The organism is Streptomyces sp. NPDC059852, assembly GCF_042731455.1.
Taxonomy (GTDB): Bacteria; Actinomycetota; Actinomycetes; order Streptomycetales; family Streptomycetaceae; genus Streptomyces.
Map to the genome: position 1 here is coordinate 37,258 of NZ_JBHWJK010000026.1, position 24,602 is coordinate 61,859.

Consider the following 24,602-nt stretch of genomic DNA (forward strand, 5'->3'; position numbering starts at 1 on the left):
CCGTCACGCCCGCCGCCAGGAGCGGAACGCCCGCAGCCGGTCCGGGGTGACGACGGCCTCCAGTCGGTCGTCGTCCAGGCCGCCCCCGCCCAGGGCGGCGAGCAGCCGGCGCGCCGGTGTGTTGCGGGGCGTGCGCTCGGCCGTCAGCCGGACCTCGGCGCAGCCCAGCTCCTCGGCGCGCCCGGCCAGCCAGTCCAGGAGGCGTTCCTCGACGCCCCGCCCGAGGGCGCGGCAGCTGAGCAGCCAGCCGGTGACGTCGAGCCGGTCGCCGTCGCCGCGCAGGGCGAGGACGCCGATCTGGCCGTAGTCGCCGAAACGGTCGCGGGCGGACGCCGTCCACACCTCGCCGTGCTCGCGCCAGCGGCGGACGTCTCCGCCGTCGGCGGAGCGGGCGCGCAGGGTGAACTGGTTGGTGCGGCGCACCAGTTGCTCGGCGCGGCCGACGTCGGCGTCGGTCAGGGCCCGGACGTCGACCTCCAGCCGCAGCTGCTCCAGGAACTCCTCGAACCCGGTTTCCTCGCGTACGGCGTCCCGTCGCCGTTCCTGTGCGTAGAACCGGGCGCGCAGCGCGTCCTCGGCCGTGGCCGCGACCGGGACCACCGGCCACAACCGGTCAAGGAACGCGGGCAGTTCGCCGGCGTCCGGGCAGGTCACCGAGAGCACCTGGGGTGCGGCGGCGCGCATCCGGGCGATTTCCGCCGGGTTGTCGTCGAGGAACAGGAAGCTGTCCAGGCCCAGACCGAGGGTGCGGGCCGCCTCGGCCAGCCGGTCCGGCTTCGGCTCCCACGCGGCGGAGATCACGCTGAAGTGCTCCGTCCTCAGCAGGCCGTCCGGGCGGTCCAGCACGGCGCGGACGGTGTCCTCGTCGTTGTTGCTGACCAGCACGAGCAGCGCACCCGCCGCCCGCCACTGGAGTAGCCGCCGGGCCAACCGGATCCGCGCGCCGCCCAGTTCGACGCCTTCGGGGCCCGCCTCGCCGGCGACGCCGCCCCACAGGGTCTCGTCGCCGTCGACGGCGATCACCTTGGGTGCCGGTCGGTGCGCGGCGCGGACGGCCTCGGCCAGGCGCAGCGCCACCGCGGCCTGGAACGGCGCCGTGAACGGCAGATGGCCCAGCCGCTCGGTGCGTTCGTCGAACGGCTGGTCCACGCCGTGGCCCCGGGTCCAGGCGTCCGGCCCGAGGACGGCGACGCCGGGCACCTCGGCCAGGTCGGCGGCGACCTCCCGCTCCCAGCGGGTGAGGCGTTCCCCGGCGTGGGCGCAGGGCAGGACGCCGACGACGAGCGGGGCGCGGCGGCGTTCGGCGGCGGCACGGACGGAGCCCGTGTAGGCCGCGCGCAGTTCGGCCAGCGCGTCGTCGTCGACGGGGCCGAAGCGCTCGAGGTCGGCGGCCCGCACCAGGACGAGGCCCGCGGTCGTGTCCGGGTCCGCGAAGACGCCCGACGGGTCGCGCAGGGCGGCCGGCACCTGGTGGTACGGGGCTTCGGCGACGCTGACCGGGGCGCCGGGCGCCGCCGCGCCGAGGGCCGCTTCGCACATCCGCGGCAGGTTGCCCAGGGCGAACGTGGCGGCGAGGGCGAGCCGGTGGCCGGGTCCCGCGGCCGGTGCCGGGGCGCGCACCGGGCCGGAGGGGTCGTCCGCCGTGTCCGCGAGGAGCCGCAGCAGTTCCTCGCCGAGCCCGGTGGCGGCCCCCGCGTCCAGGATGTCGAGGTTGTGGTCGAGCCGGACGCGGCCGGCGTCCGGTGTCATGGTGACCATCAGGTCGAGGTCGGAGTAGCCGGTCCCGGCCGGCAGCACCTCCAGGGCCTTCAGGCCGCCGCCGGAGCGGACGTAGTTGAAGTACACCTCGACCAGGGGCGCCTCGGCCCGGTACAGGCCCTCCTCGGCCAGCACCGGAAGCACGTCGGAGAACATCGCGCCCTTCGTCAGCACCTTCTCCAGGCGTCCGTCGGTGCGGCGCAGCACCTCCTCGATCCGCTCCCCGGCCCGCGCCTCGGCGGGGAAGGGCACCGGCACCCCGAAGAAGCCCACCGCGTCGTAGGCGTCGGCGTGGATGCGGGTGTCGACGGGCACGGCGAGGACGAAGCGCTCCCGTTCGCGCCTGCGGGCCAGCAGGACGGTGAGGACGCCGAGGCAGAAGGCGGCCGGGGTGACGGCCAGCGTGCTCGCGGCGGCCGCGATCCGCTCGGCCAGCCCCTCGGGGATCGGCAGCGTGATACTCCCGGCCCGGTAGGTGCGGGCCTCGGGGCGGGGCCGGCTCAGGGCGAGGTCCAGGCGGGCGCTGCCCCGGAACATGTCGTGCCACCCGTCCGTGCCGCCGGGCCCGTCGGCGCGCTGTGCCTCGACCAGCTGGTGCGCCTCGCGGTTGGTGACGGTGTCACCGAGCGGTCCCGTGGTCAGCTCGGCGTCGATCTCGCCCGCCACCAGCAGCAGGGACTGCAGGTCGCTGACGGCGTGGTGGGCGCCGTAGACGAGGATCTGGCCGCGCTCACCGCAGTCCAGCAGTTCGAAGCGCCACAGGGGTGCCGTGGCCAGGTCGAAGGGCGGTTCGAGGAGGGCGCTCAGCCGTGCGGCGGCGTCCGGTTCCGTGCCGTCGGGGACGACGGTCCAGCGCAGCGGTGTCGCCGCGAGGTCCCGTCGTACGCGCAGCACGCGCCCGCCGCCGTCCGCGTCGGTGACGGCGGTGCGCAGGGCCGCGTGCCGGGCGACGAGGCGGTCGAGGACGCCGGTCAGGGTCGCGCGGGTGACGGGTGCGGTGAGGCGTACGGCGAGACCGACGGCGTGGGCGGCGTCCGGCATGCCGGGCCGGGCGCTGCGCAGCAGCCGTACGACGTCACGGGTCGCGGGGAGGCGTTCCTCGTCGGGGACCTCGGCCGGGCCGTCCGGCCTCTCGGGTGCCGTGTCCGTCCGCCCGGGCAGGGCGGTGCGCAGCGCCTCGGCGAGACCGCGCAGGTCGGAGGCGGAGAAGACGGTGGCGGCGGGGAGGTCGACGCCGAGGTCGCGGGCGAAGGCGTTGCGCAGCCGCACCAGCATCAGCGAGTCGAGGCCGAGTTCCTTCAGGGCCGTCGTCGCGGGGACCTGGGCGGTGCCGCCGGAGACCTCGGCGATCCGGGCCCGGACGTACGCCTCCAGTCGGACGGCCCGTTCGGCGTCGTCGGCGGCCGCGAGCACCTTCTCGACGAGGTCGTCGGTGCCGGTGGCCGGGGCGGGCAGGGTCACCAGGTCGGCGAGGAGGGGGCGGGTGCGGACGGCGTCGGGGTCGAGGGCGAGCAGCTCCCAGTCCAGATTGAGCGGGGCGAGCTGCCGACGGGAGGTGGTCAGCACCCGTTCGAAGAGTTCACCGCCGTCCCCGGCGGAGAGGGCGACCAGCCCGGAGCGGGCGGTCTGCGCGGCGCGGGCGTCGGACCCCGCGACCATGCCCACGCCGGCCCAGGCACCCCAGTCGAGGCTGAGGGCCCGGCGTCCGCGCAGGGCGAGGTGGTGGGCCCACGCGTCGAGGAAGGCGTTCGCGGCGCAGTAGGCGCTCTGCCCGGCGGAGCCGAGCAGCCCGGCTGCGGACGCGAACAGCACGAAGTCGTCGGCCTCCGGGAGGAGTTCGGTCAGCAGGGCGGTGCCCAGGACCTTGGGGGCGAGCACGGCCGTGACGCGGTCGGCGTCGAGGTGGGCGAGGGTGGCGTCGTCGAGGACACCGGCCGTGTGCACCACCCCGGTGATCGGCCCGAGCGCCGCGCGTACGCCGTCCAGCGCGGCCGTGAGGGCGGCGCGGTCGGTGACGTCGGCGCGGGCCACGTGCACGGTGACCCCGCGTGCGCGGAGCCCGTCGATCCAGGTGAGGGCGTCCTCTGCGGGGGCGCTGCGGGCTAGCAGGGCCAGCCGGCGGGCGCCCCGCGCGGCCAGCCGTTCGGCGACCACGCGGCCGAGGCCGCCCAGGCCGCCGGTGATCAGGTGGGCGCCGGACGGGGTGGGGTGTCCGGCGTCGTCGGGGCGGGTCCGGGCGAGCCGGGGGACGTGGCGTCCGCCGGGGCGCAGGGCGACGAGGCGTTCGTCGTCGGCGTGGCGCAGCTGGGTCCACAGGTCGTCGGTGCCGCCGGTGGGCGGCAGGTCGACCAGGGTGGTCCGCAGTTCGGGGTGCTCCTGGGCGACGGCGAGGCCGAAGCCCCAGGCGAGCGCCTGCTGGGGGTGGGTGACGTCCGTGCTGTCGCCGGCGGCCTGGCTGCCGCGGACGACGATGTGGAGGCGGGGTGCCCAGGCCCGGTCCGCGAGGGCCCGCACCAGATGCAGGGTGCTCAGGCAGCCCAGCCGGGCGGCCTCCCCGGCTGTGGCCCCGTCCTCGACCGCGGGGGCGTCGAGCGCGGTCAACTGCACGACGTGCCGGGGAGGTTCGTGCCCGAACGCCTCGTCGAGCAGCCGGGCCAGCTGGTCCGGGTCGGCCGGGTCGAGCACGTACCGGCCGGGTCCCTCCTCGGTGAACTCCCCGCCCGCGCGGGCGATGACGTGGGGTGTGGAGCCGTCCAGGCGCCGGGCCAGGTCGGCGGCGACGCCGGTCGCGTCGGCGAGGACGAGCCAGGTGCCCGGTGCGGGGGGTTCGGCGGCGGCCGGGCGGGGCCGCCAGCGCGTCTCGAACAGCGCCCCGTCGAGCGGGGACAGCGCGGCGAGCCGGAACTCGCGTGCCTCCAGGACGAGTTGGTCCTCCTCGTCGTACAGACGGAGGTCCAGGGTGGCGGTGTCGCCGGAGACGGTCCGCAGGGCGCAGGTCACCCGGGTGGGGGCGGTGCGCAGCCCGGTGTGGCGGAGGTCGCCGACGCCGGCCGGGACGAACGCGCGGCCCTGCGGGGCGTCGGCGGGCAGGGCGGCCGTGTGGAGGGCGGTGTCGAGGACGGCGGGGTGGATCAGGTGCCCGGCGGCGGGCCGGTCGGTGAGACGGGCGACGGCGGCCGTGGCGGAACGGCGGCCCGACTCCAGGCCCTGGAAGGCGGGGCCGTACTCGATGCCGAGCGTGGCCAGGGCGGCGTGCAGGGCGGTGACGTCGGCGGGTTCGTCGCAGCGGGCGCGCAGGGCGGCCGGGTCGTCCTCGGTGGCGGCGGCCGGGGCGGTGGTGACGCGGCCGGTTACATGCCGTTCCCAGCGCGCGTCCGGGTCACCGGCCGGGGCGGCGGAGACGGTGAAGTCCCGGACACCGTCGACGGCGGGCCGTAGGACGAGTTGCAGCCGGACCGGCCGGGAGGCGTCCAGGCGCAGCGGCTGGAGGAAGGCGACGTCGGTGAGCCGTACGTCGCCGCCGTCCTGGACGGCGCGGGCGGCTTCCAGCGCCATGGTCAGGAAGGCAGCGCCGGGCAGCCACACCTCGCCGGTCACGCGGTGGTCGGTGAGATAGGCGAAGCGGCTGTCGCGCAGGTCCACCTCGGTCTGGAAGAGGTGCCGGCCGGGTTCGTCGCTGGCCTCGACATGCGCGCCGAGCAGCGGTGAGGTGCCCGGCGCGGTCGCCGGGGCCGGGGCGAGCCAGTGGCGTGCGCGGGCGAAGGCGTAGGTCGGCAGGTCGGCGCGGCGGTCCCCCGGGAACAGCGCCGTCCAGTCGGGGGTGTGGCCGGCCGTGTGGAGGGCGCCCAGGGAGCGCAGCAGCGTGTCGCGCCGGCCCGCGCCGCGGCGCAGGGTGCCGACGGTGACCGCGTCGACGCCGGCCTCGGCCGCCACGGCCTCGACGGCGGCGCCGAGCGACGGGTGCGGGCTGAGTTCGACGAAGTAGCGGTGCCCGTCGTCGAGGAGGCGCCGGACGGTGTCGGCGAAGCGGACGGGTTCGCTGAGGTTGGCGTACCAGTACGCGGCGTCGAGGCTCTCGCCGGGCACGGGCTCGGCGAGGACCGTCGAGTACAGCGGGATCGCCGTGGGTGTGCCCCGGACATCGCAGAGCCGGGCGAGCAGGTCCTCGCGGATCGGGGCCGTCAGCGGGGTGTGCGAGGCGAACGGCGTGGACAGCGGCCGTGCCCGCACGCCCCGTTCGTCCAGGCTCCGGCGCAGGTCGGCCAGGGCGCCGGCGTCGCCGGACACGGCGGTGGCTTCGGGGCCGTTGACGGCGGCGACGAACAGCAGCCCGGCGTAGGGGGCGAGCAGTTCCTCGGCGCGGTCGCGCGGCACGTCGAGGGAGAGCATGCCGCCGCGTCCGGCGAGGGGGACGACGGCCCGGGCGCGGCCGGTGACGACGGCGACGGCGTCCTCCAGGGAGAGGGCGCCCGCGCTGTGGGCGGCGGCGATCTCGCCGAGGCTGTGCCCGGCCACGGCGTCCGGGGTGACGCCGACGGAGCGCCAGGCGGCGGTGAGCGCCGCGTTGACGGCGAAGAGCACCGGCTGGAGGTACTCGGTGCGCTCCAGCGGGGAGAACTCCTCGGGTGCCCGCAGCGCGGTGAGCACGGACCAGCCGGCGTGCCGCCGCACCGCCTCGTCGACGCGGGTCAGTTCGGCGGCGAACTCCTCCGAGTCGGCCATCAGGTCCAGGGCCATGCCGGGCCACTGGCCGCCGTGCCCGGCGTAGAGGAAGGCGACCTTGCCGGTGGGGTCCTCGCGACGGCGGGGCAGGGAGAGCCGGCCGGCCGCCAGGTCGGTCAGGGCGGTCCTCAGCTCGTCGCGGTCGTCGGCGACGAGGGCGGCGCGGTGCTCGAAGTGGCTGCGGTGGCGGGCCAGGGTGTGGGCGGCGTCGTGCAGGTCGGTGCCGCTGCCGGCCAGGTGCCGGGCGAGGGCGGCGGCCTGCCCGCGCAGAGCGGCCTCGTCGCGGCCGGACAGCACGAACAGCCGTGGGCCCGTGGAGGGCTGCGGCGCGGGGGTGGGCGCGGGCGGGGCCTCCTCCACGATCACGTGCGCGTTGGTGCCGCTGATCCCGAACGCGCTGACCCCCGCGCGCCGCACCCGGTCCGCCGAGGCGGGCCAGGCGGTCTCCTCGTGCAGCAGGCGCAGCCCGCTGTGGTCCCAGTCGACGTGCCGGCTGGGCGGATCGGCGTGCAGGGTGCGCGGCAGGGTGCCGTGGCGCAGGGACTGCACGACCTTGATCAGGCCGAGGACGCCGGACGCGGCCTGGGCGTGCCCGACGTTGGACTTCAGCGAGCCGACGTACAGCGGACGCCCTTCGGGGCGGGAGGCGCCGAAGACCTCCGCGAGCGCGCCCGCCTCGATCGGGTCGCCGAGGGTGGTGCCGGTGCCGTGCGCCTCGACGTGGTCGATGTCGGCGGGGCGCAGCCCGGACTGTTCCAGGGCGCGGCGGATCACCCGTTCCTGGGCGGGGCCGTTGGGCGCGGACAGGCCCTGGCTGCGGCCGTCCTGGTTGACGGCGGTGCCGCGCAGCACGGCCAGCACCCGGTCGCCGTCGCGCCGCGCGTCGCCGAGGCGTTTGAGGACGAGCATGCCGGCACCCTCGGCCCACACGGCGCCGTCGGCGGCGTCGGAGAACGAGCGGCAGCGGCCCGTCGGGGACAGTCCGCGCAGCCGGCTGAACTCGACGAAGGTCCCCGGAGTGACCATCAGGGTGACACCGCCGGCGAGCGCGAGGTCGCACTCGCCGGACCGCAGCGCCTGCGCCGCCAGGTGCACGGCCACCAGGGAGGACGAGCACGCGGTGTCGACGGTGAGGGCGGGGCCGTTCAGCCCGAGCGTGTACGCGAGCCGCCCGGAGGCCACGCTGAGGGCGGAGCCGGTGCCGACGTAGCCGTCGAGCTGGTCGAGCCGGGTGCCGGAGAGGTAGTCGCTGCCGAACATACCGACGTAGACGCCGGTGCTGCTGCCCGCGAGGTCGGCGGGGACGATGCCGGCGCGTTCCAGCGACTCCCAGGCGGTCTCCAGGAGCAGGCGCTGCTGGGGGTCCATGGCCGCCGCCTCCTTCGGGGTGATGCCGAAGAACGCGGCGTCGAAGGAGTCGATGTCGTCGAGGAACCCGCCCTCACGGGCGTAGGACTTGCCGGGCGCGTCCGGGTCGGGGTCGTACAGCGCCTCGACGTCCCACCGTGCGTCCGGGAACGGCCCGACGGCGTCCCGGCCCTCGGCGAGGAGCCGCCACAGGCCCTCGGGATCGCGGGCGCCGCCGGGCAGCCGGCAGGCCATGGCGACGAGGGCCACCGGCTCCTGCGCGGAGGGTGTGGGCGTGGGTCGCGCGGTCGTCGCCGGGCGTGGACGGCCGAGGACCGTGGTCAGCAGGTGGTCGGTGAGCCGGGCCGGGGTGGGGTGGTCGAAGAGGAGGGTGGCGGGGAGCCGGGCACCGATGCGGGTGCCGACGCGGTTGCGCAGGTCGACGGCGGTCACCGAGTCCATGCCGAGGTCGCGCAGCGGCTGGTCGGGGCGGACCGCGTCGGCCGAGCGCAGACCGAGGGCCTGGGCGGCCTCCTCGCGGACCAGGGCGAGGACGCGGGCGGCGCGTTCGCTCTCGGGCAGCCGGGACAGCCGGTCGGCGAGGGTGGGTCCCCCCGCCTCTGCGGAGGTCTGGGCGGGCAGCAGGGACCGCCACAGGGCGCCGGCGGGCGCGGCGGCGCGCAGCCGGGGCAGGTCGAGGGACCAGGCGACCAGGTGGGCGCTGCCGTGCCGCAGGGCGAGTGCGGTGAGGGCGGCGCCCTGGTCGGGGGTGAGGGCGCGGTGGCCGAGGCGGGCCATGCGCTCCAGGTCGGCGTGTTCGGCGGCCAGCCCCTCCCCCGCCCAGGCGCCGTAGGAGACGGAGAGGGCGGGCAGGCCGCGGGCGCGCCGGTGGTGGGCGAGCTGGTCGAGGAAGGCGTTGGCGGCCGCGTAGTTGGCCTGTCCCGGGCTGCCGGCGACGCCCGCGGCGGAGGAGACGAGCAGGAACAGGCCGAGGTCGAGGCCCGCGGTGAGGCGATGCAGATGGGCGGCGCCGTCGGCCTTCGGCCGCAGGACCTCGGCCAGCCGCTGCGGGGTCGTCTCGGCGAGCACGCCGTCGGCCAGGACACCGGCGCAGTGGACGACGCCGCGCAGGGGTGCCTCCTCCGCAACGCGGGCGAGGACATCGCAGAGGGCGGCTTCGTCGGCGACGTCACAGGCGGCGATCTCCACCTGGGCGCCGAGCGCGGTCAGTTCGGCCGTCGCCTCACCGGCACGCGGGTCCTCAGGTCCCCGACGTGACGTCAGCAGGAGCCGCGGCACCCCGTGTTCGGCGAGGAGGCGGGCGATGCGGCGGCCCACGGCACCGAGGCCGCCGGTGATCAGCACGGTGCCGTCGGTCGGGATGACGGGCGCGTCGCCGGGCGGGGCGGGACGGGCCCGGACGAGGCGGGGGGCGAGGAACCGCTCGCCGCGCAGGGCGAGTTCGGGTTCGCCGGTGTCCACGACGGCGGAGAGCGGCAGCTCCCGGTCGTCCGTGTCGACGTCGACCAGGGTCAGTCCCAGGTCGGGGTGTTCGGCCCGGGCCCCGCGGACCAGGCCCCACAGCACGGACCCCGCGTATCCGGCGGCGGTGTCGGTGGCCGTGGCCGCGACGGCGCCCGTGGTGACCCAGACGGTACGGGCGGGGGCCTCGTCCGGAGGGAGGGCGATCAGCGCCCGCAGTTCGCCCAGCGCCGCCGTCGCCGTCGCGTGGGCCGTGGCGGCCGGGTCGGCGCCGGGCTCCGGGGCGGGCCAGCGGCGCACGACGGTACCGGCGGGCGTCTCCGCCCGTACGGTTCCCGCTGTGCCCACCGGCGTCCAGGCCACCTCGTACAGATGGCGGCCGTGCTCCGCGCCGCCGGTCAGCTCGGCCGGGTGCGCGGCCCGCAGGCGCACGCCCTCCAGCCGGCCGGCCGGGAAGCCGTCGGTGTCCCACAGGGTGATGTCCAGGACGACGTCCTCGCCGGGCTCCGGGGTGCTGCGGACGACGGCGAGCAGGTCCGTCGCCCCGCCGGGCGGCAGGACGCAGCGGGCCATCGCGACCGGCAGCAGCACCCGCCGGCCGTCGAGCGGTTCGAGGGCGGCGGCCACCTGGAGGGCGGCGTCGAGCAGGGCGGGGTGGACCGGGTACGGGTCGGCGGTGTCCCGGGCCGCGGCCGGGAGGGAGAGCCGGGCCAGGACGGTCCCGGCGCCGGTCGTGACGGCCTCCCGTACGCCCTGGAAGGCGGGCCCGTAGCCGAGGCCGGCGGCGGCGAGGCGGGCGTAGGTGTCCTCGGCCCAGGCGGGCGCGGACTCCTCGGGCCAGGCGGGCGGTTCACCGGCGGGCGGCTCGGCCGGCTCGGCGGCGGACGCCGTGGCGTGCAGGGTCCAGTCGGTGCTCTCCGGGCCGCGCGGCCGGCTGTGGACGGTGACCTCGGCCGTGGGCCCGGCCGTGCTCACCTCGACGGACACCTCGGTGGTGCCGCTCGCGGGCAGGGTGAGCGGGGTGAGGAGCAGCAGCCCGGCGACGTCGGCGGGCCGGTCCGGGCGGGCCACCGCGAGGGCGGCGCGGCACAGTTCGAGCAGGGTGGTGCCGGAGACGACCGTACGGCCGTGGACGGTGTGGTCGGCGAGCCAGTCGGCGGTCGAGGCGGACCACTCGTCGCGGAAGGTCCAGCGGGTCTCGTCGGCGGAGCGGAGCTGGATGCCGAGCAGCGGGTGCGCGGCCCGGTCGAACAGGCCCGGCGCGTCGGCGGGGGCGGCGGCCTCGATCCAGTGGCGCTGCTCGTCCCAGGCGTAGGTGGGCAGGTCGACGGGGGCGGTGGGCGGTACGAGCCGGCGCCAGTCGACGCCGTGGCCGTGGACGTGGAGCGCGGCGGCGGCGCGGTCCAGGCAGGCGGGGCCGTCCTCGTCGCGGCGCAGCGAGCCCACGGCGACCAGGTTCTCGTCGATGGTGCCCAGGGCGGTCAGCAGCGAGGGGTGCGGGGCGAGTTCGACGAAGCAGCGGTGGCCGTCCGCGATCATGCGCTCGACGGTGGGTGCGAAGCGGACGGGTTCGCGCAGATTGCGGTACCAGTACTCGGCTTCCAGTTCGTCGGTGACCGGTGCCGCGGTGACCGTGGAGTACCAGGCGACGGACGTGGGCTGGGTGAGCACGCCGTCGAGTTCGTCGAGGACGGTGTCGCGCACCGGCTCGACGCGGTCGCTGTGCGAGGCGTAGTCGACGTCGAGCACGCGGGCGAAGACCTGCTCCCGCTCCAGGCCCTCCACGAGGGCGCGGACGGCGTCCACGGCTCCCGACACCACCGTCGAGCGGCCGCTGTTGACGGCCGCGACGGTGATCGCGCCGTCGCCCGTCCGGCGTTCCACCTCGGTGTGCGGCAGCGCGACGACGGCCATGGTGCCGGTGCCGGACAGGCCGGTCAGGGCCTGGCTGCGCAGGGCGACGACGGCGGCGGCGTCGTTGAGGCTGAGGGCACCGGCGACGCAGGCCGCGGCGACCTCGCCCTGGCTGTGCCCGACGACGGCGTCCGGGCGGACCCCTCGGGCCCGCCACACGGCGGCCAGCGACACCATCACGGCGAACAGGACCGGCTGGACGACGTCGACGCGGTCGGGGTCGGGGGCCGTGGGGTCACCGCGCAGGACGGAGGTCACCGACCAGCCGGTGAAGGGCCGCAGGGCGGCGTCGCAGCGGTCGAGCTCGTCGGCGAACACCGGGTCCTGGTCGAGGAGGTCGCGTGCCATGCCGGGCCACTGGGAGCCCTGGCCGGGGAAGACGAACGCCACCTTGCCGGTGCGGGCCGTCCGGGGCGGGCCGGTGACGAGGCCGTCGTCGGCCGTGCCCTCGGCGAGCGCGCGCAGGGAGCGCAGCAGGCCGTCCCGGTCGGCCGCCCGGACGACGGCCCGGTGCTCGAAGTGGGTGCGGTGGTGGGCGAGGGTGGCGGCGACGGCGGGCAGCGGCAGGTCGGGCCGGGCGTCGAGGTGGTCGAGCAGCCGGGCCGCCTGGGCGCCGAGCGCCGGGAGGCCGCGCGCGGAGAGCGGGAACAGGGCGGCACCGGGCGGGTCGGCGGGCCGGGGCTCCGGTGCGTCGGGGGCCTCCTCCAGCACGACATGGGCGTTGGTGCCGCTGATGCCGAACGCGCTCACTCCTGCGCGCCGCACCCGTCCGGACTCCCGCGGCCAGGGGCGTGCCTCGTCGAGGACGCGCAGTCCGCCGTGCTCGAAGTCGATGTGCCCGGTCGGCGTCCCGGCGTGCAGGGACGCCGGTATCCGCTCGTGCCGGAGCGCCAGGACGGTCTTGATGACGCCGGCGATGCCCGCGGCGGCCTGCGTGTGCCCGATGTTGGACTTCAGGGACCCGATGCCGAGGGGCCGGCCGGCGGGGCGGTCCGGGCCGAACACGGCGGCGAGGGCGCGGCCCTCGATGGGGTCGCCGAGCGGGGTGCCGGTGCCGTGCGCTTCGACGTGGTCGATGTCGTGCGGCCGCAGCCCGGCCGCGTCGAGCGCGGCCCGCACCACGCGTTCCTGGGCGGGTCCGCTGGGGGCGCTCAGGCCCTGGCTGCGGCCGTCCTGGTTGATCGCGGAGCCCTTGACGACGGCGAGGACCCGGTCGCCGTCGCGGCGGGCGTCCGCGAGCCGCTTGAGGAGGACGACACCGCAGCCCTCCGCCCAGACGACCCCGTCGGCGTCGGCGGAGAAGGGGCTGCACCGCCCGGACGGCGACAGCCCGCGCAGCCGGCTGAACTCGACGTGCCCGCGCGGGGTGAGCAGCAGGGTGGCGCCGCCGGCCAGCGCGAGGTCGCACTCGCCGCCCGCCAGCGCCCGTGCCGCCAGATGCAGGGCGACCAGGGAGGAGGAGCAGGCGGTGTCGACGGTGACGGCGGGTCCGCGCAGGCCGAGGGTGTAGGCGATGCGCCCGGAGGCGACGCTGGGCGCGGTGCCGGTGCCGACGTGCCCGTCGAGTCGGCCGAGGCCGGCCGAGGCGAGGTAGCCGCCGTCGTACAGGCCGACGTAGACGCCGGTGGAGCTGCCGTTCAGGGTGGCGGGGACGATGCCGGCGCGTTCGACGGCCTCCCAGCTCGTCCGCAGCAGGAGCCGCTGCTGGGGGTCCATGGCCGCCGCCTCGCGCGGGGAGATCCCGAAGAACGCGGCGTCGAAGCGGTCGATGTCGCGGAGGTAGCCGCCGCGCAGGGAGTACGCCTTGCCCGTCGCCTCCGGGTCGGGATCGTACAGGTCGCCGGTGTCCCAGCGGCCCGCGGGCGCGTCACCGACGGCTTCCCGGCCCGCGTCGAGGAGCCGCCACAGGGCGTCGGGGTCCTCGGCGCCGGGCAGCCGGCAGGCCATGGAGATGATCGCGATGTCGTCGTGGCGGTGCGGGTCCGTGCCGTCGCGTTCCGGGGGTGCGGCCGGGGTGATGGGCCGGTCGTCGAGGACGGCTTCCGAGAGCGCCGCGATCGTGGGGTGGTCGAAGACCACGGAGGGGTCGAGGGGCCGGCCGGTGAGCGCCGACAGGTCGGCCGCCAGGGTCACCAACTTCCGTGATCCGAGGCCGAGTTCGGCGAGGGGACGGTCGGGGTCGACGGAGTCCGGGTCGAGTCCGGTCGCCCGGGCGACGGCGGACTCCAGCCAGGCCCGGACGTCCTGCGGGGTGCGCAGGGGCGGATCGGGGAACTGCTTCGGGGACGCGTGCGCAGGCATGGAGACAGATGTCCTCGGGGGTCGCGGAGAGAAGGCCGCGGCGTACGGGGGTTGCTCGGGTCCGCGTACGCCGCGGTGTGCGTCGTACGGCGCGCTCGGCGGCGTACGGCGGGACGGGGCGGCGTCAGCCGAGGGCGGGTTCCTCGATACGGGCGAGGGTGCCGCCCAGGTGGGCCGCCCGGGAGGCATGGCGCTGGATCTTGCCGCTGGAGGTCTTGGGAATGGTGCCGGGCCGGACGAGGACCACCTCGCGCAGCGCGATGCCGTGGGCGTCCGCGACGGCGCTGCGGATCACGTCGACGATCTTCTCCGCCTCGCCCGCCATGTCAGGGGCGATCTCGGCGACGAGGACGGCCTGTTCGGTGCCGGCCGCGCCGTCCGAGGTGGCCGGGGTGTCCACGCCGAAGGCGGCGGTGCAGCCGGGGCGCAGGGCCGGGTGGGCGGTCTCCGCGGTCAGTTCGAGGTCCTGCGGGTAGTGGTTGCGGCCGTCGACGACGATGAGGTCCTTGAGGCGTCCGGTGACGAACAGCTCGCCGTCGCGCAGGAATCCGAGGTCGCCGGTGCGCAGGAAGCGGCCCTCGTGCCCGGCGAGGCGGGCCCGGAAGGTCTCGCGGGTGGCGAGGGCGTTGCGCCAGTAGCCCTTGGCGACGCTCGCGCCGGACACCCAGATCTCACCGACCTCGCCGTCGGGGAGTTCCTCGCCGCGCTCGGGGTCGGCGACGGCGACGGTGAGTCCGGGTCCGGGGCGGCCGGAGCCGACGGCGGCGGTGTCGGGCCGCCCGTCGGGGGGCGGGAGCAGGGTGGGCGCGGTGCCCGGGGTGCTGCCGGTGACCATGAGGGTGGCCTCGGCCAGGCCGTAGCAGGGGTACAGGGCCTCGCGGCGGAAGCCGGCCGGGGCGAAGGTGTCGGCGAAGCGCCGCAGGGTGGCGGCCCGCACGGGCTCGGCGCCGTTGAAGGCGACCTTCCACGCGCTCAGGTCGAGGCCGTCGAGGAGTTCGGGCGTGGCGTGCCGCAGGCTGAGTTCGTAGGCGAAGTTGGGGCCGCCGCTGGTGTGCGGGCGGTAGCGGCCGACGGCGTCGAGCCAGCGCCGCGGCTGCTGCAGGAAGTGCAGCGGGGAGAACAGGGTGGCGGTGACGCCGAGATAGACGGTGTTGAGGACGGGGCCGATGAGGCCCATGTCGTGGTAGACGGGCAGCCAGCTGACGAACATCTCGTGTCCGTGCTCGGCGATGGCGTCCTCGGTGTGCCCCATGCGCTCGGTGATGATCCGCTCGTTGTCGAGCAGATTGCCGTGCGTGACCATCACGCCGCGGGGCGCGGAGGTGGAGCCGGACGTGTACTGGAGGAAGGCGACCGAGTCGGCGTCCAGGTCGGGTTCGCGCCAGGCGGCGGCCGCGTCGTCGGGGATGTCCTCGGTGGCCACGCAGGTCAGTCCGGCGAGCTCGGGCAGGTGCTCGGTCAGGCCGGTCAGCGCCTCGATCACCTCGCGGCCGCCCAGGATCACCTGGGCGTCGGCGTCGGCGATCAGCCGCCGCATCCGGGTCAGGGCGCGGTGGTTCCGGGATCGGCCGCGCGGGGGGACGCCGGGGACGGCGACGACTCCGGCGGCGAGGCAGCCGAGGTAGCCGCAGACGAACTCCAGGCCGGGCGGGAGGAGCAGCATGGCCCGGCTGCCCGTGAGGCCGCGCTCCTGGAGCCAGGCGGCGATCGCGCGGGACCGCCGGGCGAGGCGGCCGTAGGAGAGCTCCTGGATCTCGCCGTCGCAGTCGCCGGTGACGAGGTATCGGTAGGCGGTGCGCTCGGGGTGGCGCACCGAGTGCTCGGTCATAAGGTCGACCAGGGATCGCACCATGTCGCGAGTCTCACCTGTCTGGATCGGTGGGCGAAGGAGGGAGTTCGAGGGTCACGTGCCGGACACGTGCAGACGCCTCGGTCGCCCGGGCCCCCTTGCCCGGCCGTCCGTCTCGACGACCCGCCGAGGGGTCACGGCGCTGGTCCGCCGTCCCCTCGTGTCCCCCCGCATCAATGTGCTACCGGTGAGTAGAACCGTAGCAAGCCTGTCCGGTCCGATGGGCCGAACGCATGTAAACCCTACGTGTCGAACGGGCGTTGGCGAAGCGGGGCCCTGTTCGGCGCGTCGCGAACCCACTCAACTCTCCTGCCACGGACCACAATTGCGACAGTCCGCGACAGATGCGAGCAACCTCCCGGCACATTCGAACCCAAGTATTCGCCGACCGTGCGAGATCGATCGATGACGGTGTGTACTGTGCTCCGAGCGCCGCGCGCCACGGTCGCGCGACGAGGCCTGCCCGACTGCCCCGAACCGACCTTCTGGGAAACCGACTCGATGATCGAATTACCGGACCTGGTGACCGGCGGGCTCGCCGTCGGCATGCTGTCCGCGCTCGCCCTGGGCGGCCTGCTGCTGCGCGCACAGCGCCAACAGGCGCTCCAGCGCGCCGAGATCGGCCGGCTTCGCGCCCGACTCGACGAGGTCGCGCGGGCGTTGACGGACGAGGTCGAGCACCTGGCGGCGCGGCGCCTGCCCGCCGCCGCCCGGCAGCAGACCCACGCGAACGTCGCCGTGCCCGGCCCGCTGCACCCCCAGACCTCCGGCACTCCCCTGGGCCTCGCGCTGGAGCACGTCCTGGACGCCCTGCGCACCGAACTCACCGCGCAGCGCACCCGGATCGACGCGGCCGCGCAGGCCGGTATGCGCGGCGCGACCCGCGAGATCCAGGCGGCGCTCTACCGCTTGCAGGACGCGCTGCGCGGACTCCAGCAGAAGTACGACGACCCCGAGCTGACGCAGACGCTGTTCCAGCTCGACCACGAGAACGAGCAGTCGCTGCGGCGCGCGCAGGTCGCCGCCGTGGTGTGCGGGGCCTGGGTCGGGCTCGCGCGCGAGGAGTCGCACCTGGTGGACGCGGTGACCGGCGGCCAGGCACGGCTCGCCGGCTACCACCGGGTCCGGGTCCACAACCATCTGGAAGCGGGCACCGCGCTGGTGTCCCACGCCGTGGAGCCGGTCGCGATCATCGTCGCCGAACTCCTCGACAACGCTCTGCGGCACTCCGCGCCCGACACCGACGTCGTCGTCAACCTGGAGCACGTCCACCACGGTGTGTGCGTCACGGTCGACGACGCGGGCCTGGGCATGACACAGGACGAACGCGCCCGTGCGCAGCGGCTGGTGGCGGGGTCCGAGCCGATCCTCCTCACCGACCTCGGCGATCCGCCGCGGATGGGGCTGGCCGCGATCGGGCAGCTGACGCGGCAGTTCGATCTGGGCGTGGACCTGTCGTCGCCGTCGCCGTACGGCGGGGTGCGCGCGGTGCTGCGGGTGGACAGCCGTCTGCTCGGGCACATCGACCCCGAGGAACGGCCCCCGGCGGCGAGCGCGCCGCGCTCCACCCGCCCGACGTCCCGGGTCGAGCCGGCCGCCGTCCCCGGCCCCCGGTCCACCGGCCCGTCCTCCGAGGGCGACCCCGCGGACTCCGCGCACGGCTACGGCAGTGACCGGCCCGAGGGCGACACGGGCTCCGGGCACCGGGACGGACACGACACCGGGGGGCTGCCGCGGCGCCGGCGCCGTACGCGGGTGACCGCCGCGTCGGAGGAGCCCGCCGCGCCGCGGTCCGAGGCCCCCCGCCCGGAGCAGGCGGCCGCCGCGCTCGGCGCGCTCCAGGCGGGCACCGCCGCGGCACGGTCCGCCACCGGCGGCATCACCGACGAGGCGGCCCCCGCCGCGACGGAGCGCGAGGAACCGGCCCCGGCCGACTCGACCACCGGGACCGGCTCCACCGACCGGTCCGACCCGACCGGCCCGACCGGACCGACCGCCTCGTCCGACCCGACCGACCATGAACCGACCGACCACGAACTGACCGACCACGAAGGGGGAACGGCTCGATGAGCAGCCGCGATGCGGGAGACACGGCCTGGGTGCTCGATCCGATCCTGGAGGTGCCGCACGTCGTGGCCGCCGTGCTGCTCACCCGGGACGGACTCGTGACCGGCTACACCGACGCGCTGGCCCAGCCCTCGGCCGAGCGCGTCGCCGCGATCACCAGCACCGTGCAGGGCGCCTGCCGCACCGCGGCCGCCGCGTTCGCCGACCGGGACCGGGCCGAGGTGCGCCAGGTCGTCATCGAGTCCGACCACGGCTATGTGCTGATCGTGCCGACGGACCACGGCACCTGTGTGGCCGCCTACGGAGACCAGGAGGTGCGCCTCGACCTCCTCGCGCACCGCGTGCACTCGCAGGTGGCGCGGCTCGGCGAGAAGGCGATGGCCGCCGCGCCCCGGGGCGGCGACGGCGGCGCGCCGGCATGACCGGCCGCCGTGGTGGCCGCCCCCTGGTCCCCGCGTACCTGTCGACCGGCGGGGTGGCCCGGCCCAGCCGGCCGCACCTGGAGCGGCTGTCGGTGCTCACCCGCGCCGGCGCGCCCGCTCCCGCCGGTCTGCCCGCCGCCCAGCTCGCCCTGCTGGACGCGCTGGAGGACGGCTCGCTGACGGTGGTGGAGGCGGCGGCGCTGCTGCGGCTCCCTGTGTCGGCGGTGCGCGTCCTCGCGGGCGGCCTCATCGACCGGGAACTGGCGTCGGCCCGCGCGCCGATCCCGCCCGCCGCACGCTTCGACCCCGACCTGCTGAAGAGAGTGGCCGATGGCCTTCGCGCCCTCAAGCACGCCTAGCGACGTCCGCGCCCGCGCCACCGCGGGTACGTCCGACGACGTCCATCTCCCCGACACCGCACGGGACCTGGTCAAGATCCTGGTGACCGGGCCGTTCGGGGTGGGCAAGACGACCCTGATCGGTTCCGTCTCCGAGATCCGGCCCCTGCACACCGAGGAGCCGCTCAGCGAGGCGTCCGCGCCGGTCGACGACCTCGCCGGGGTACGGGACAAGTCGACGACGACCGTGGCGGTCGACTTCGGCCGGATCAGCCTGCCGGGCGGGGGCGTGCTCTACCTGTTCGGCACGCCCGGCCAGGAGCGGTTCCGGCCCCTGTGGGACGACATCGCCTACGGCGCCCTGGGCGCCCTCGTCCTGGTCGACTGCCGGCGCATCGACGCCTCGTTCGGCGTGCTGGGACTCGTGGAGGAGACGGGTCTGCCGTACGCGGTCGCCTTCAACACCTTCCCGGACGCGCCCCGGCACCACACGGAGGCCGAACTGCGCGCCGCCCTCGACCTGGAGGACGGCACCCCGATGGTCACCTGCGACGCGCGGGACGCCGGCTCGTCCGTCGACGCGCTCCTCGCCCTCGTCCAGCACCTCATCGACCGCGACACCCCGGAGGGCCGGTGACCGTCCACTCCCCCGACCTCGACAGCTTCTCGCGCGCGACGCCCGTACGGCTGTGGGAGGACGGCTTCGCGCGCGACCCCTACCGCTACTACGAGGCGCTGCGCGCCCAGGGCCCGGTCGGCTGGGGCGAGTTGGCGCCGGGCGTCCCGGCGTACGTCGTCACCGGCCGTCGCGCGGCACTGGACCTGCTGCACGACACGGACGCCTTCTCGCACGATCCCCGGCCGTGGGAGTCGACGGTCGCCGACGACTCGCCGATCCTCGGCATGATGCGCTGGCGGCCCAACACGCTGTTCGCCGACGGCGCCGCCCATGTGCGGTACCGCACCTCGCTGATCGACACGTTCGACGGGATCGAGCCGCACGACCTGCGGACCCGGGTGCACCGGGCGGTGCGGGTGCTGGTCGGCCGGTTCGGCCCGAGGGGCGAGGCCGATCTGGTGGGCGAGTTCGCGCGGCCGCTGATGGCGCTGGTCTTCAACAGCCTCTTCGGGCTGCCGGACAGCCAGAGCGACCGGCTCGACGTGGCACTGGGCAAGATGATGGAGGGCGGCGCCGAGGCCGCCGAGGGCGAGGCGGAGTACGGCGGCTATGTGCTGGAGCTGATCGCCGCCAAGGCCGCGGCACCGGGCGACGACCTGCCGAGCCGGCTCCTGGCCCACCCGGCCGGACTCACCCCGGAGGAGGTCACCTGGCAGGTGTTCCTCACCCTGGGCGCCGGGCACGAACCGACCGCCAACCTGGTGTCGAACGCCCTCTCCCGCATCCTCGGCAACCCGAGCTTCTACTCGACGCTGACCAGCGGCGCCCGCCCGGTGACGGACGCGGTCGTGGAGGTGCTGCACCACGAGACGCCGCTGGCCAACTACGGCATCCACTACGCCCGCAGGCCCCTGTCGTTCCACGGCGCCTGGATCCGGGCGGCGGTCCCGGTGGTGATCTCGTACGGGGCGCTCGCCCACTTCGCCGAGCGGGACGCGCCCGGTGAGCGGCAGCCCCGCGACGCCTCCCATCTGTCCTGGTCGGCGGGGCCGCACGCCTGCCCGGTGCGGCAGCACACGCTGCTGATCGCCACCGAGGCCATCGAACGGCTCACCCAGTGGCTGCCCGACCTGGAGCCGGTCCTGCCGCGGGAGCGCCTGACCTGGCGGCCCGGGCCGTTCCACCGCTCGCTGACCTCGCTGCCCGTCCGGTTCAGCCCCCGCTCCCCCGACCAGCCAGGAGGCCCGTCGTGACCGTGACCGACCGCATCGCCATCGACCCGTTCGGAGCCGACATCCCCGGCGAGAGCGCCCGGCTGCGCGCCCGCGGCCCGATCGTGCCCGTCGAGCTGCCCGGCGGCATCCCCGCCTGGGCCCCGACGACGTACGACACGCTGCGGGGGCTGATCCTCGATCCCCGGGTCAGCAGGGACCCCCGGCAGCACTGGCGGCTCTGGCCCGAGGTGGGCGAACATCCCTCGTGGGGCTGGATCCTGGGCTGGGTCGGCGTGGTCAACATGCTGTCCACGTACGGCGGCGACCACGCGCGGCTGCGCAAGCTGGTCGCGCCGAGCTTCACCCAGCGGCGTACGGAGATCATGCGGCCCCGCGTCGAGGCGATCACCGCGGAACTGCTGGACGCGCTCGACGGGGGCGGCGACGCGGTCGACCTCAAGGCGGCCTTCGCCCACCCGCTGCCGATGCGCATGATCTGCGAGCTGTTCGGCGTGCCGGACGGGCTGCGCGAGGACACCGCCACCCTCATCGCGGCGATCATGGACACCTCCGACCCGACGCCGGAGCACGCCGCGTTCGTGCAGGAGCGGATCGGCTCGGTGCTGGGCGCTCTGATCGCCCACCGGCGACAGGACCCCGGCGACGACCTGACGAGCGAGCTGATCCGGGTCCGCGACGAGGACGGCGACCGGCTCAGCGACGAGGAACTGCTCTACACACTGCTCCTGGTGATCGGGGCCGGCTTCGAGACGACGGTCAACCTGATCGGCAACGCCGTCGTCGCCCTGCTCACCCACCCCGGGCAACTGGCGGCCGTGCGGTCCGGGGAGATCGGCTGGGACGCGGTGATCGACGAGACGCTGCGCGTGCACCCGTCGATCGCGTCGCTGCCGCTGCGGTTCGCCGTGACCGACCTCGAGGTGGGGGACGTGACGATCCCGGCCGGGGACGCGATCATCACGACGTACGCCGCCGCCAATCTGGACCCCGCGCACTACGGGCCGGACGCGGGCGGCTTCGACGCCGCGCGCGGGGCCGACGACCATCTGTCGTTCGGGATCGGGGTGCACCGGTGCATCGGCGCGCCGCTGGCCCGGTTGGAGGCCCTGACCGCGCTGCCCGCGCTCTTCGACCGGTTCCCCGGGCTGCGGCTTGCCGCGGACGAGAAGGAGCTGCGCCAGGTGCCGTCGTTCATCGCGTTCGGCTGGCAGGAGATACCCGTGCGGCTGCGCGGCTGACGGAGGATCCGCGCGGGGACGCGACCGGTCCCCCGTTCCGGTCGTGTCCCCGCGGTGCGTAGACCGTACGGCTCCCGCGCGGGACATGTGTATCGCGTCGGTGCCCGCTGGGCGGCCCCCAGGACTCACCTGTGCACAGCCACGTCCTAAACGCCCGGTTTCGTCGCGTGCAGGGCGGGAGGTTCCAGGTCACCGAGCGCCAGATGCGCCAGGACGACCTCGTAGAGATCGCTGCCACCGGCCAGGAGCCCGCGCTCCAGGACGGGCTCGGCGCTGCGGACGTGCTCGCGCACGGTCTGCGCGTGGACGCCGAGGCGCTGCGCGGCCCGTTCGGCGTTGCCGCCCTCGGCGAGCCAGGCGCGCAGCGTACGGCGCAGGTCCCGGGTGTCCTGGTCGAGACGGGACAGGAGGTCCTGCGCCCAGGTGACCATGGCGGGTCCGGACAGCAGGTCGCGCAGCGAGACGGGGTCGTCGTGCGGGGCGATCTGGTCGGCGGGTGCGCCGGCCAGGCCCTCCCGGGTGTTGAGGGCGACGTGGACGACCGCCCGGGCGGTGAGGTCGGAGAAGCGGGTGCTCAGCAGTGCCTCGACGCGCTCCATACGGGCGCGCACGGTGTTCCGGCTGACGCCGAGCACCTTGGCGGCGTTCACCGCGGTGAACTCCAGGCCGAGCCGGGTGGTGGCGAGCAGTTCGGCCCGGGTGTGGTGCGGCAGGGCGTCGAGCGGGCGCAGCACCCGGGCCGTCCAGCAGCGCAGGGCCGCCGGGTCGACGAGGCGTTCGGGGTGGGTGCGCTCGGCGTAGACGGCGGCCTTCTCGGGCCGGAAGTGGGCGACGGCCAGCGCGCTCACGGCCTGCCCGTAGGCGGTGGCGGTGCGCACCAGGGCCTGGCGGGCGCTGCCGCCGAGGAAGGTGCGCGGGCGCGGCCCGATCAGCGACCGCAGCTCGCGGGCCTCGGTGTCACCGGGGGTGACGACGATGACGTGCTCGTCGACGGCCGGGCACAGCACGACCAGGGCCCGTTCCCCGGTGGCGTCGATGCACTCCTCGGCGAGCCGGTCGCGTTCCTCGGCGCTGCCCTCGACGACGTACACGCAGGCGGTGTCGGTGTCCAGGAGCCCGGGCCACAGCCCGGCCGCGACCCGGCGCGCGGACACGGTGTCCTCGACCATGAGCAACTGGAGGATCGCGAGGCGCAGATCGGAGGTCGCCCGTTCCAGGCGGTGTCCCGCGGCGGTGGACTCGCCGGCCTTGAGCAGGAGTTCCAGGACATGGGCGGTGTGGCCGACGATGTCCGCCGCCCGGCGGTCGAAGGGCTCCGCCCGGGACACGGCGAGGACGCCCGCCGCCGCCGGGTTCGGGCCGGCGACCCGGACCAGCCGCAGATGGCGCCCCCCGCCCTCCCAGGCGGCCGACGCGATCCGGCCGGCGGCCACGGCGTCGGCCAGCTGCTCCTCCAGGGGCGGCCGGGTGCCGGCGACGAGGGCGCCGGAGGCGTCGAGGAGGCAGGCGGTGCCCCGCACGGCGTCCGCGAGCCAGGCCACGACCCGGCCGACGTCCCTGCCCTGCGGCCGCAGATGCTCCAGCAGCTCCTGCGCCCACGGCGAGGGCGCGGTGTCGCTCACCCCTGCCCGCCCGGCCCCGTCCTCTCCGCCAGCCATGTCGGCCTTCACCTCGTCTTGCGGTCTTGCGCCTCGTTCACGTACCGGTCGGGGACGTTACCGCACGCCCGCGCGGCGAGCCGGTGCCGTCGGCGTGCGGGGACGGCCCGGGGATAGGCTCGTCCAATGGCGAAGTACTACGACGTGCACCCCGACAATCCGCAGCCGCGCACCATCGCGCAGATCGCCGAGAGCGTCCGTTCCGGTGCGCTCATCGCGTACCCGACGGACTCCTGCTACGCGCTGGGCTGCCGGCTGGGCAGCCGTGACGGCATCGACCGCATCCGGTCCATCCGCCGCCTGGACGACCGGCACCACTTCACCCTCGTCTGCCAGGACTTCGCGCAGCTCGGCCAGTTCGTGCGGATCGACAACGACGTCTTCCGCACGATCAAGGCGTCGACGCCCGGCAGTTACACGTTCATCCTCCCGGCGACCCGGGAGGTGCCCCGCATGCTGCAGCACCCGAAGAAGAAGACGGTCGGCGTGCGCATCCCCGACCACGTCGTCACGCAGGCGCTGCTCGCCGAGCTGGGGGAGCCGCTGCTGTCCAGCACGCTGCTGCTGCCGGACGAGGAGGAGCCGCTGACCCAGGGCTGGGAGATCAAGGACCGGCTCGACCATGTGCTGGACGGGGTCGTGGACTCCGGGGAGTGCGGCACCGAGCCGACGACGGTGATCGACTTCTCGTCCGGCGAGCTGGAGATCGTGCGCCACGGCGCGGGGGACACGTCCCGGTTCGAGTAAAGGCGTCCCCAAACGGCCGGGGGTGCCCGAGGGCGCGGGACCGTGCGGTGAAAGCATGAGCGCGGTCCGGCCCCGCCGGGGGCCGGTGACCTGTTCCGCCGCGCGATCGCAGAGAGGGCGCCCCCACCATGACCTCCGTCCAGGGCGACGTTGTCGACATCCCCACCGAGGACGGCGTCGCCGACGCCTACCTGGTCCATCCCACCGAGGGCGGGCCCCACCCGGCGGTCCTGCTCTACATGGACGCGTTCGGGCTGCGGCCCCGGCTGGAGGCGATGGCCGACCGGCTCGCCGAGGCCGGGTACACGGTGCTGGTGCCGAACCTGTTCTACCGGGCCCGCCGGGCCCCGGTCCTCGACCTGCCCGAGTTCATCGACACGGCGGCCCGGCCGGACATCTTCGAGGCGCTCGGGCCGATCATGGCGCAGCTGACCCCCGAGGCGGCGATGCGGGACGCCGGCGCCTATCTGCGGTGGCTCAAGTCGTGCCCGGCGGCGGCGGACGGTCCCGTCGCGCTGACCGGCTACTGCATGGGGGCGCGGCTGTCCCTGCTGACCGCCGGCACCTACCCGGACCGGATCGCCGCCGCGGCCGGCTTCCACGGCGGCCGGCTCGCCACGGAGGCACCGGACAGCCCGCACCTGGTGGCCGGACAGGTCACCGCGGAACTGTACTTCGGGCACGCGGACGGCGACCCGTCGCTGCCGCCCGAGCAGATCGAGCGCCTGGAGAAGGCCCTCACGGAGGCGGGTGTCCGGCACCGCTGCGAGGTGTACCCGGGCGCCGGTCACGGCTTCACCCAGTCCGACACCGCCGCCTACGACCGCGCGGGGGACGAGCGGCACTGGGAGGCGCTGCTCGACCTGCTCAACCGCACGTTCTGAGCGGCCTGTTCGGGTGACGGG

General features: G+C 75.7%; 11 protein-coding genes. 8 read left to right on the plus strand and 3 right to left on the minus strand.

The window, feature by feature from the left end; all coding sequences use genetic code 11:
• Nucleotides 1-3: 3 nt before the first annotated feature.
• Together ACFV46_RS27470 and ACFV46_RS27475 are read right to left on the minus strand one after the other, a co-directional pair.
• Nucleotides 4-13,524: an SDR family NAD(P)-dependent oxidoreductase gene (locus ACFV46_RS27470; protein ID WP_385500176.1), complete on the minus strand. Its 13,521-nt coding sequence runs from the start codon at nt 13,522-13,524 to the stop codon at nt 4-6.
• 124 nt (nt 13,525-13,648) lie between these two features.
• Nucleotides 13,649-15,376 (minus strand): fatty acyl-AMP ligase, encoded by a 1,728-nt coding sequence (locus ACFV46_RS27475; RefSeq protein ID WP_385500178.1) that lies wholly within the window; start codon nt 15,374-15,376, stop codon nt 13,649-13,651.
• A gap of 498 nt (nt 15,377-15,874) precedes the next feature.
• Here ACFV46_RS27475 and ACFV46_RS27480 point away from each other — a divergent pair, with 498 nt between their 5' ends.
• Genes ACFV46_RS27480 through ACFV46_RS27505 form a run of 6 tightly spaced genes read left to right on the plus strand, consistent with a single transcriptional unit; the run spans nt 15,875 to nt 21,292 of the window.
• Nucleotides 15,875-17,443, plus strand: coding sequence for an ATP-binding protein (locus ACFV46_RS27480; protein WP_385500179.1), 1,569 nt, complete (start codon nt 15,875-15,877; stop codon nt 17,441-17,443).
• Nucleotides 17,440-17,862: a roadblock/LC7 domain-containing protein gene (locus ACFV46_RS27485; RefSeq protein WP_385500180.1), complete on the plus strand. Its 423-nt coding sequence runs from the start codon at nt 17,440-17,442 to the stop codon at nt 17,860-17,862. Before ACFV46_RS27480 ends, ACFV46_RS27485 begins: the two co-directional genes overlap by 4 nt.
• A complete protein-coding gene (locus ACFV46_RS27490; protein ID WP_361936531.1) occupies nt 17,859-18,221 on the plus strand; it encodes a DUF742 domain-containing protein in 363 nt (120 codons plus the stop codon). The genes ACFV46_RS27485 and ACFV46_RS27490 overlap by 4 nt, the downstream gene beginning before the upstream one ends.
• Nucleotides 18,193-18,837 carry an ATP/GTP-binding protein gene (locus tag ACFV46_RS27495; RefSeq protein WP_385500182.1) on the plus strand — a complete coding sequence of 215 codons (645 nt, stop codon included), beginning with the start codon at nt 18,193-18,195 and terminating at the stop codon, nt 18,835-18,837. The genes ACFV46_RS27490 and ACFV46_RS27495 overlap by 29 nt, the downstream gene beginning before the upstream one ends.
• Nucleotides 18,834-20,072, plus strand: coding sequence for a cytochrome P450 (locus tag ACFV46_RS27500; protein WP_385500183.1), 1,239 nt, complete (start codon nt 18,834-18,836; stop codon nt 20,070-20,072). The genes ACFV46_RS27495 and ACFV46_RS27500 overlap by 4 nt, the downstream gene beginning before the upstream one ends.
• Complete coding sequence (locus ACFV46_RS27505) at nt 20,069-21,292, plus strand: cytochrome P450 (protein WP_385500184.1); 1,224 nt, start codon at nt 20,069-20,071, stop codon at nt 21,290-21,292. The genes ACFV46_RS27500 and ACFV46_RS27505 overlap by 4 nt, the downstream gene beginning before the upstream one ends.
• 146 nt (nt 21,293-21,438) lie before the next feature.
• Here ACFV46_RS27505 and ACFV46_RS27510 read toward each other — a convergent pair whose 3' ends face one another.
• Nucleotides 21,439-22,950, minus strand: coding sequence for a helix-turn-helix domain-containing protein (locus tag ACFV46_RS27510; RefSeq protein WP_385500185.1), 1,512 nt, complete (start codon nt 22,948-22,950; stop codon nt 21,439-21,441).
• Between the two features lie 126 nt (nt 22,951-23,076).
• Here ACFV46_RS27510 and ACFV46_RS27515 point away from each other — a divergent pair, with 126 nt between their 5' ends.
• Entirely contained in the window at nt 23,077-23,697 is a 621-nt protein-coding gene (locus ACFV46_RS27515; RefSeq protein WP_361936521.1) for an L-threonylcarbamoyladenylate synthase, read from the plus strand.
• 128 nt (nt 23,698-23,825) lie between these two features.
• Complete coding sequence (locus ACFV46_RS27520) at nt 23,826-24,581, plus strand: dienelactone hydrolase family protein (protein WP_376728090.1); 756 nt, start codon at nt 23,826-23,828, stop codon at nt 24,579-24,581.
• Nucleotides 24,582-24,602 lie beyond the last annotated feature (21 nt).

What these genes read in the sequence shown, in the direction of transcription:
- ACFV46_RS27520 (WP_376728090.1), top strand. Translation starts at nt 23,826, where the DNA reads ATGACCTCCGTCCAGGGCGACGTTGTCGACATCCCCACCGAGGACGGC.
- ACFV46_RS27510 (WP_385500185.1), bottom strand. Translation starts at nt 22,950, where the DNA reads ATGGCTGGCGGAGAGGACGGGGCCGGGCGGGCAGGGGTGAGCGACACC.
- ACFV46_RS27515 (WP_361936521.1), top strand. Translation starts at nt 23,077, where the DNA reads ATGGCGAAGTACTACGACGTGCACCCCGACAATCCGCAGCCGCGCACC.
- ACFV46_RS27495 (WP_385500182.1), top strand. Translation starts at nt 18,193, where the DNA reads ATGGCCTTCGCGCCCTCAAGCACGCCTAGCGACGTCCGCGCCCGCGCC.
- ACFV46_RS27490 (WP_361936531.1), top strand. Translation starts at nt 17,859, where the DNA reads ATGACCGGCCGCCGTGGTGGCCGCCCCCTGGTCCCCGCGTACCTGTCG.
- ACFV46_RS27480 (WP_385500179.1), top strand. Translation starts at nt 15,875, where the DNA reads ATGATCGAATTACCGGACCTGGTGACCGGCGGGCTCGCCGTCGGCATG.
- ACFV46_RS27475 (WP_385500178.1), bottom strand. Translation starts at nt 15,376, where the DNA reads ATGGTGCGATCCCTGGTCGACCTTATGACCGAGCACTCGGTGCGCCAC.
- ACFV46_RS27470 (WP_385500176.1), bottom strand. Translation starts at nt 13,524, where the DNA reads ATGCCTGCGCACGCGTCCCCGAAGCAGTTCCCCGATCCGCCCCTGCGC.
- ACFV46_RS27485 (WP_385500180.1), top strand. Translation starts at nt 17,440, where the DNA reads ATGAGCAGCCGCGATGCGGGAGACACGGCCTGGGTGCTCGATCCGATC.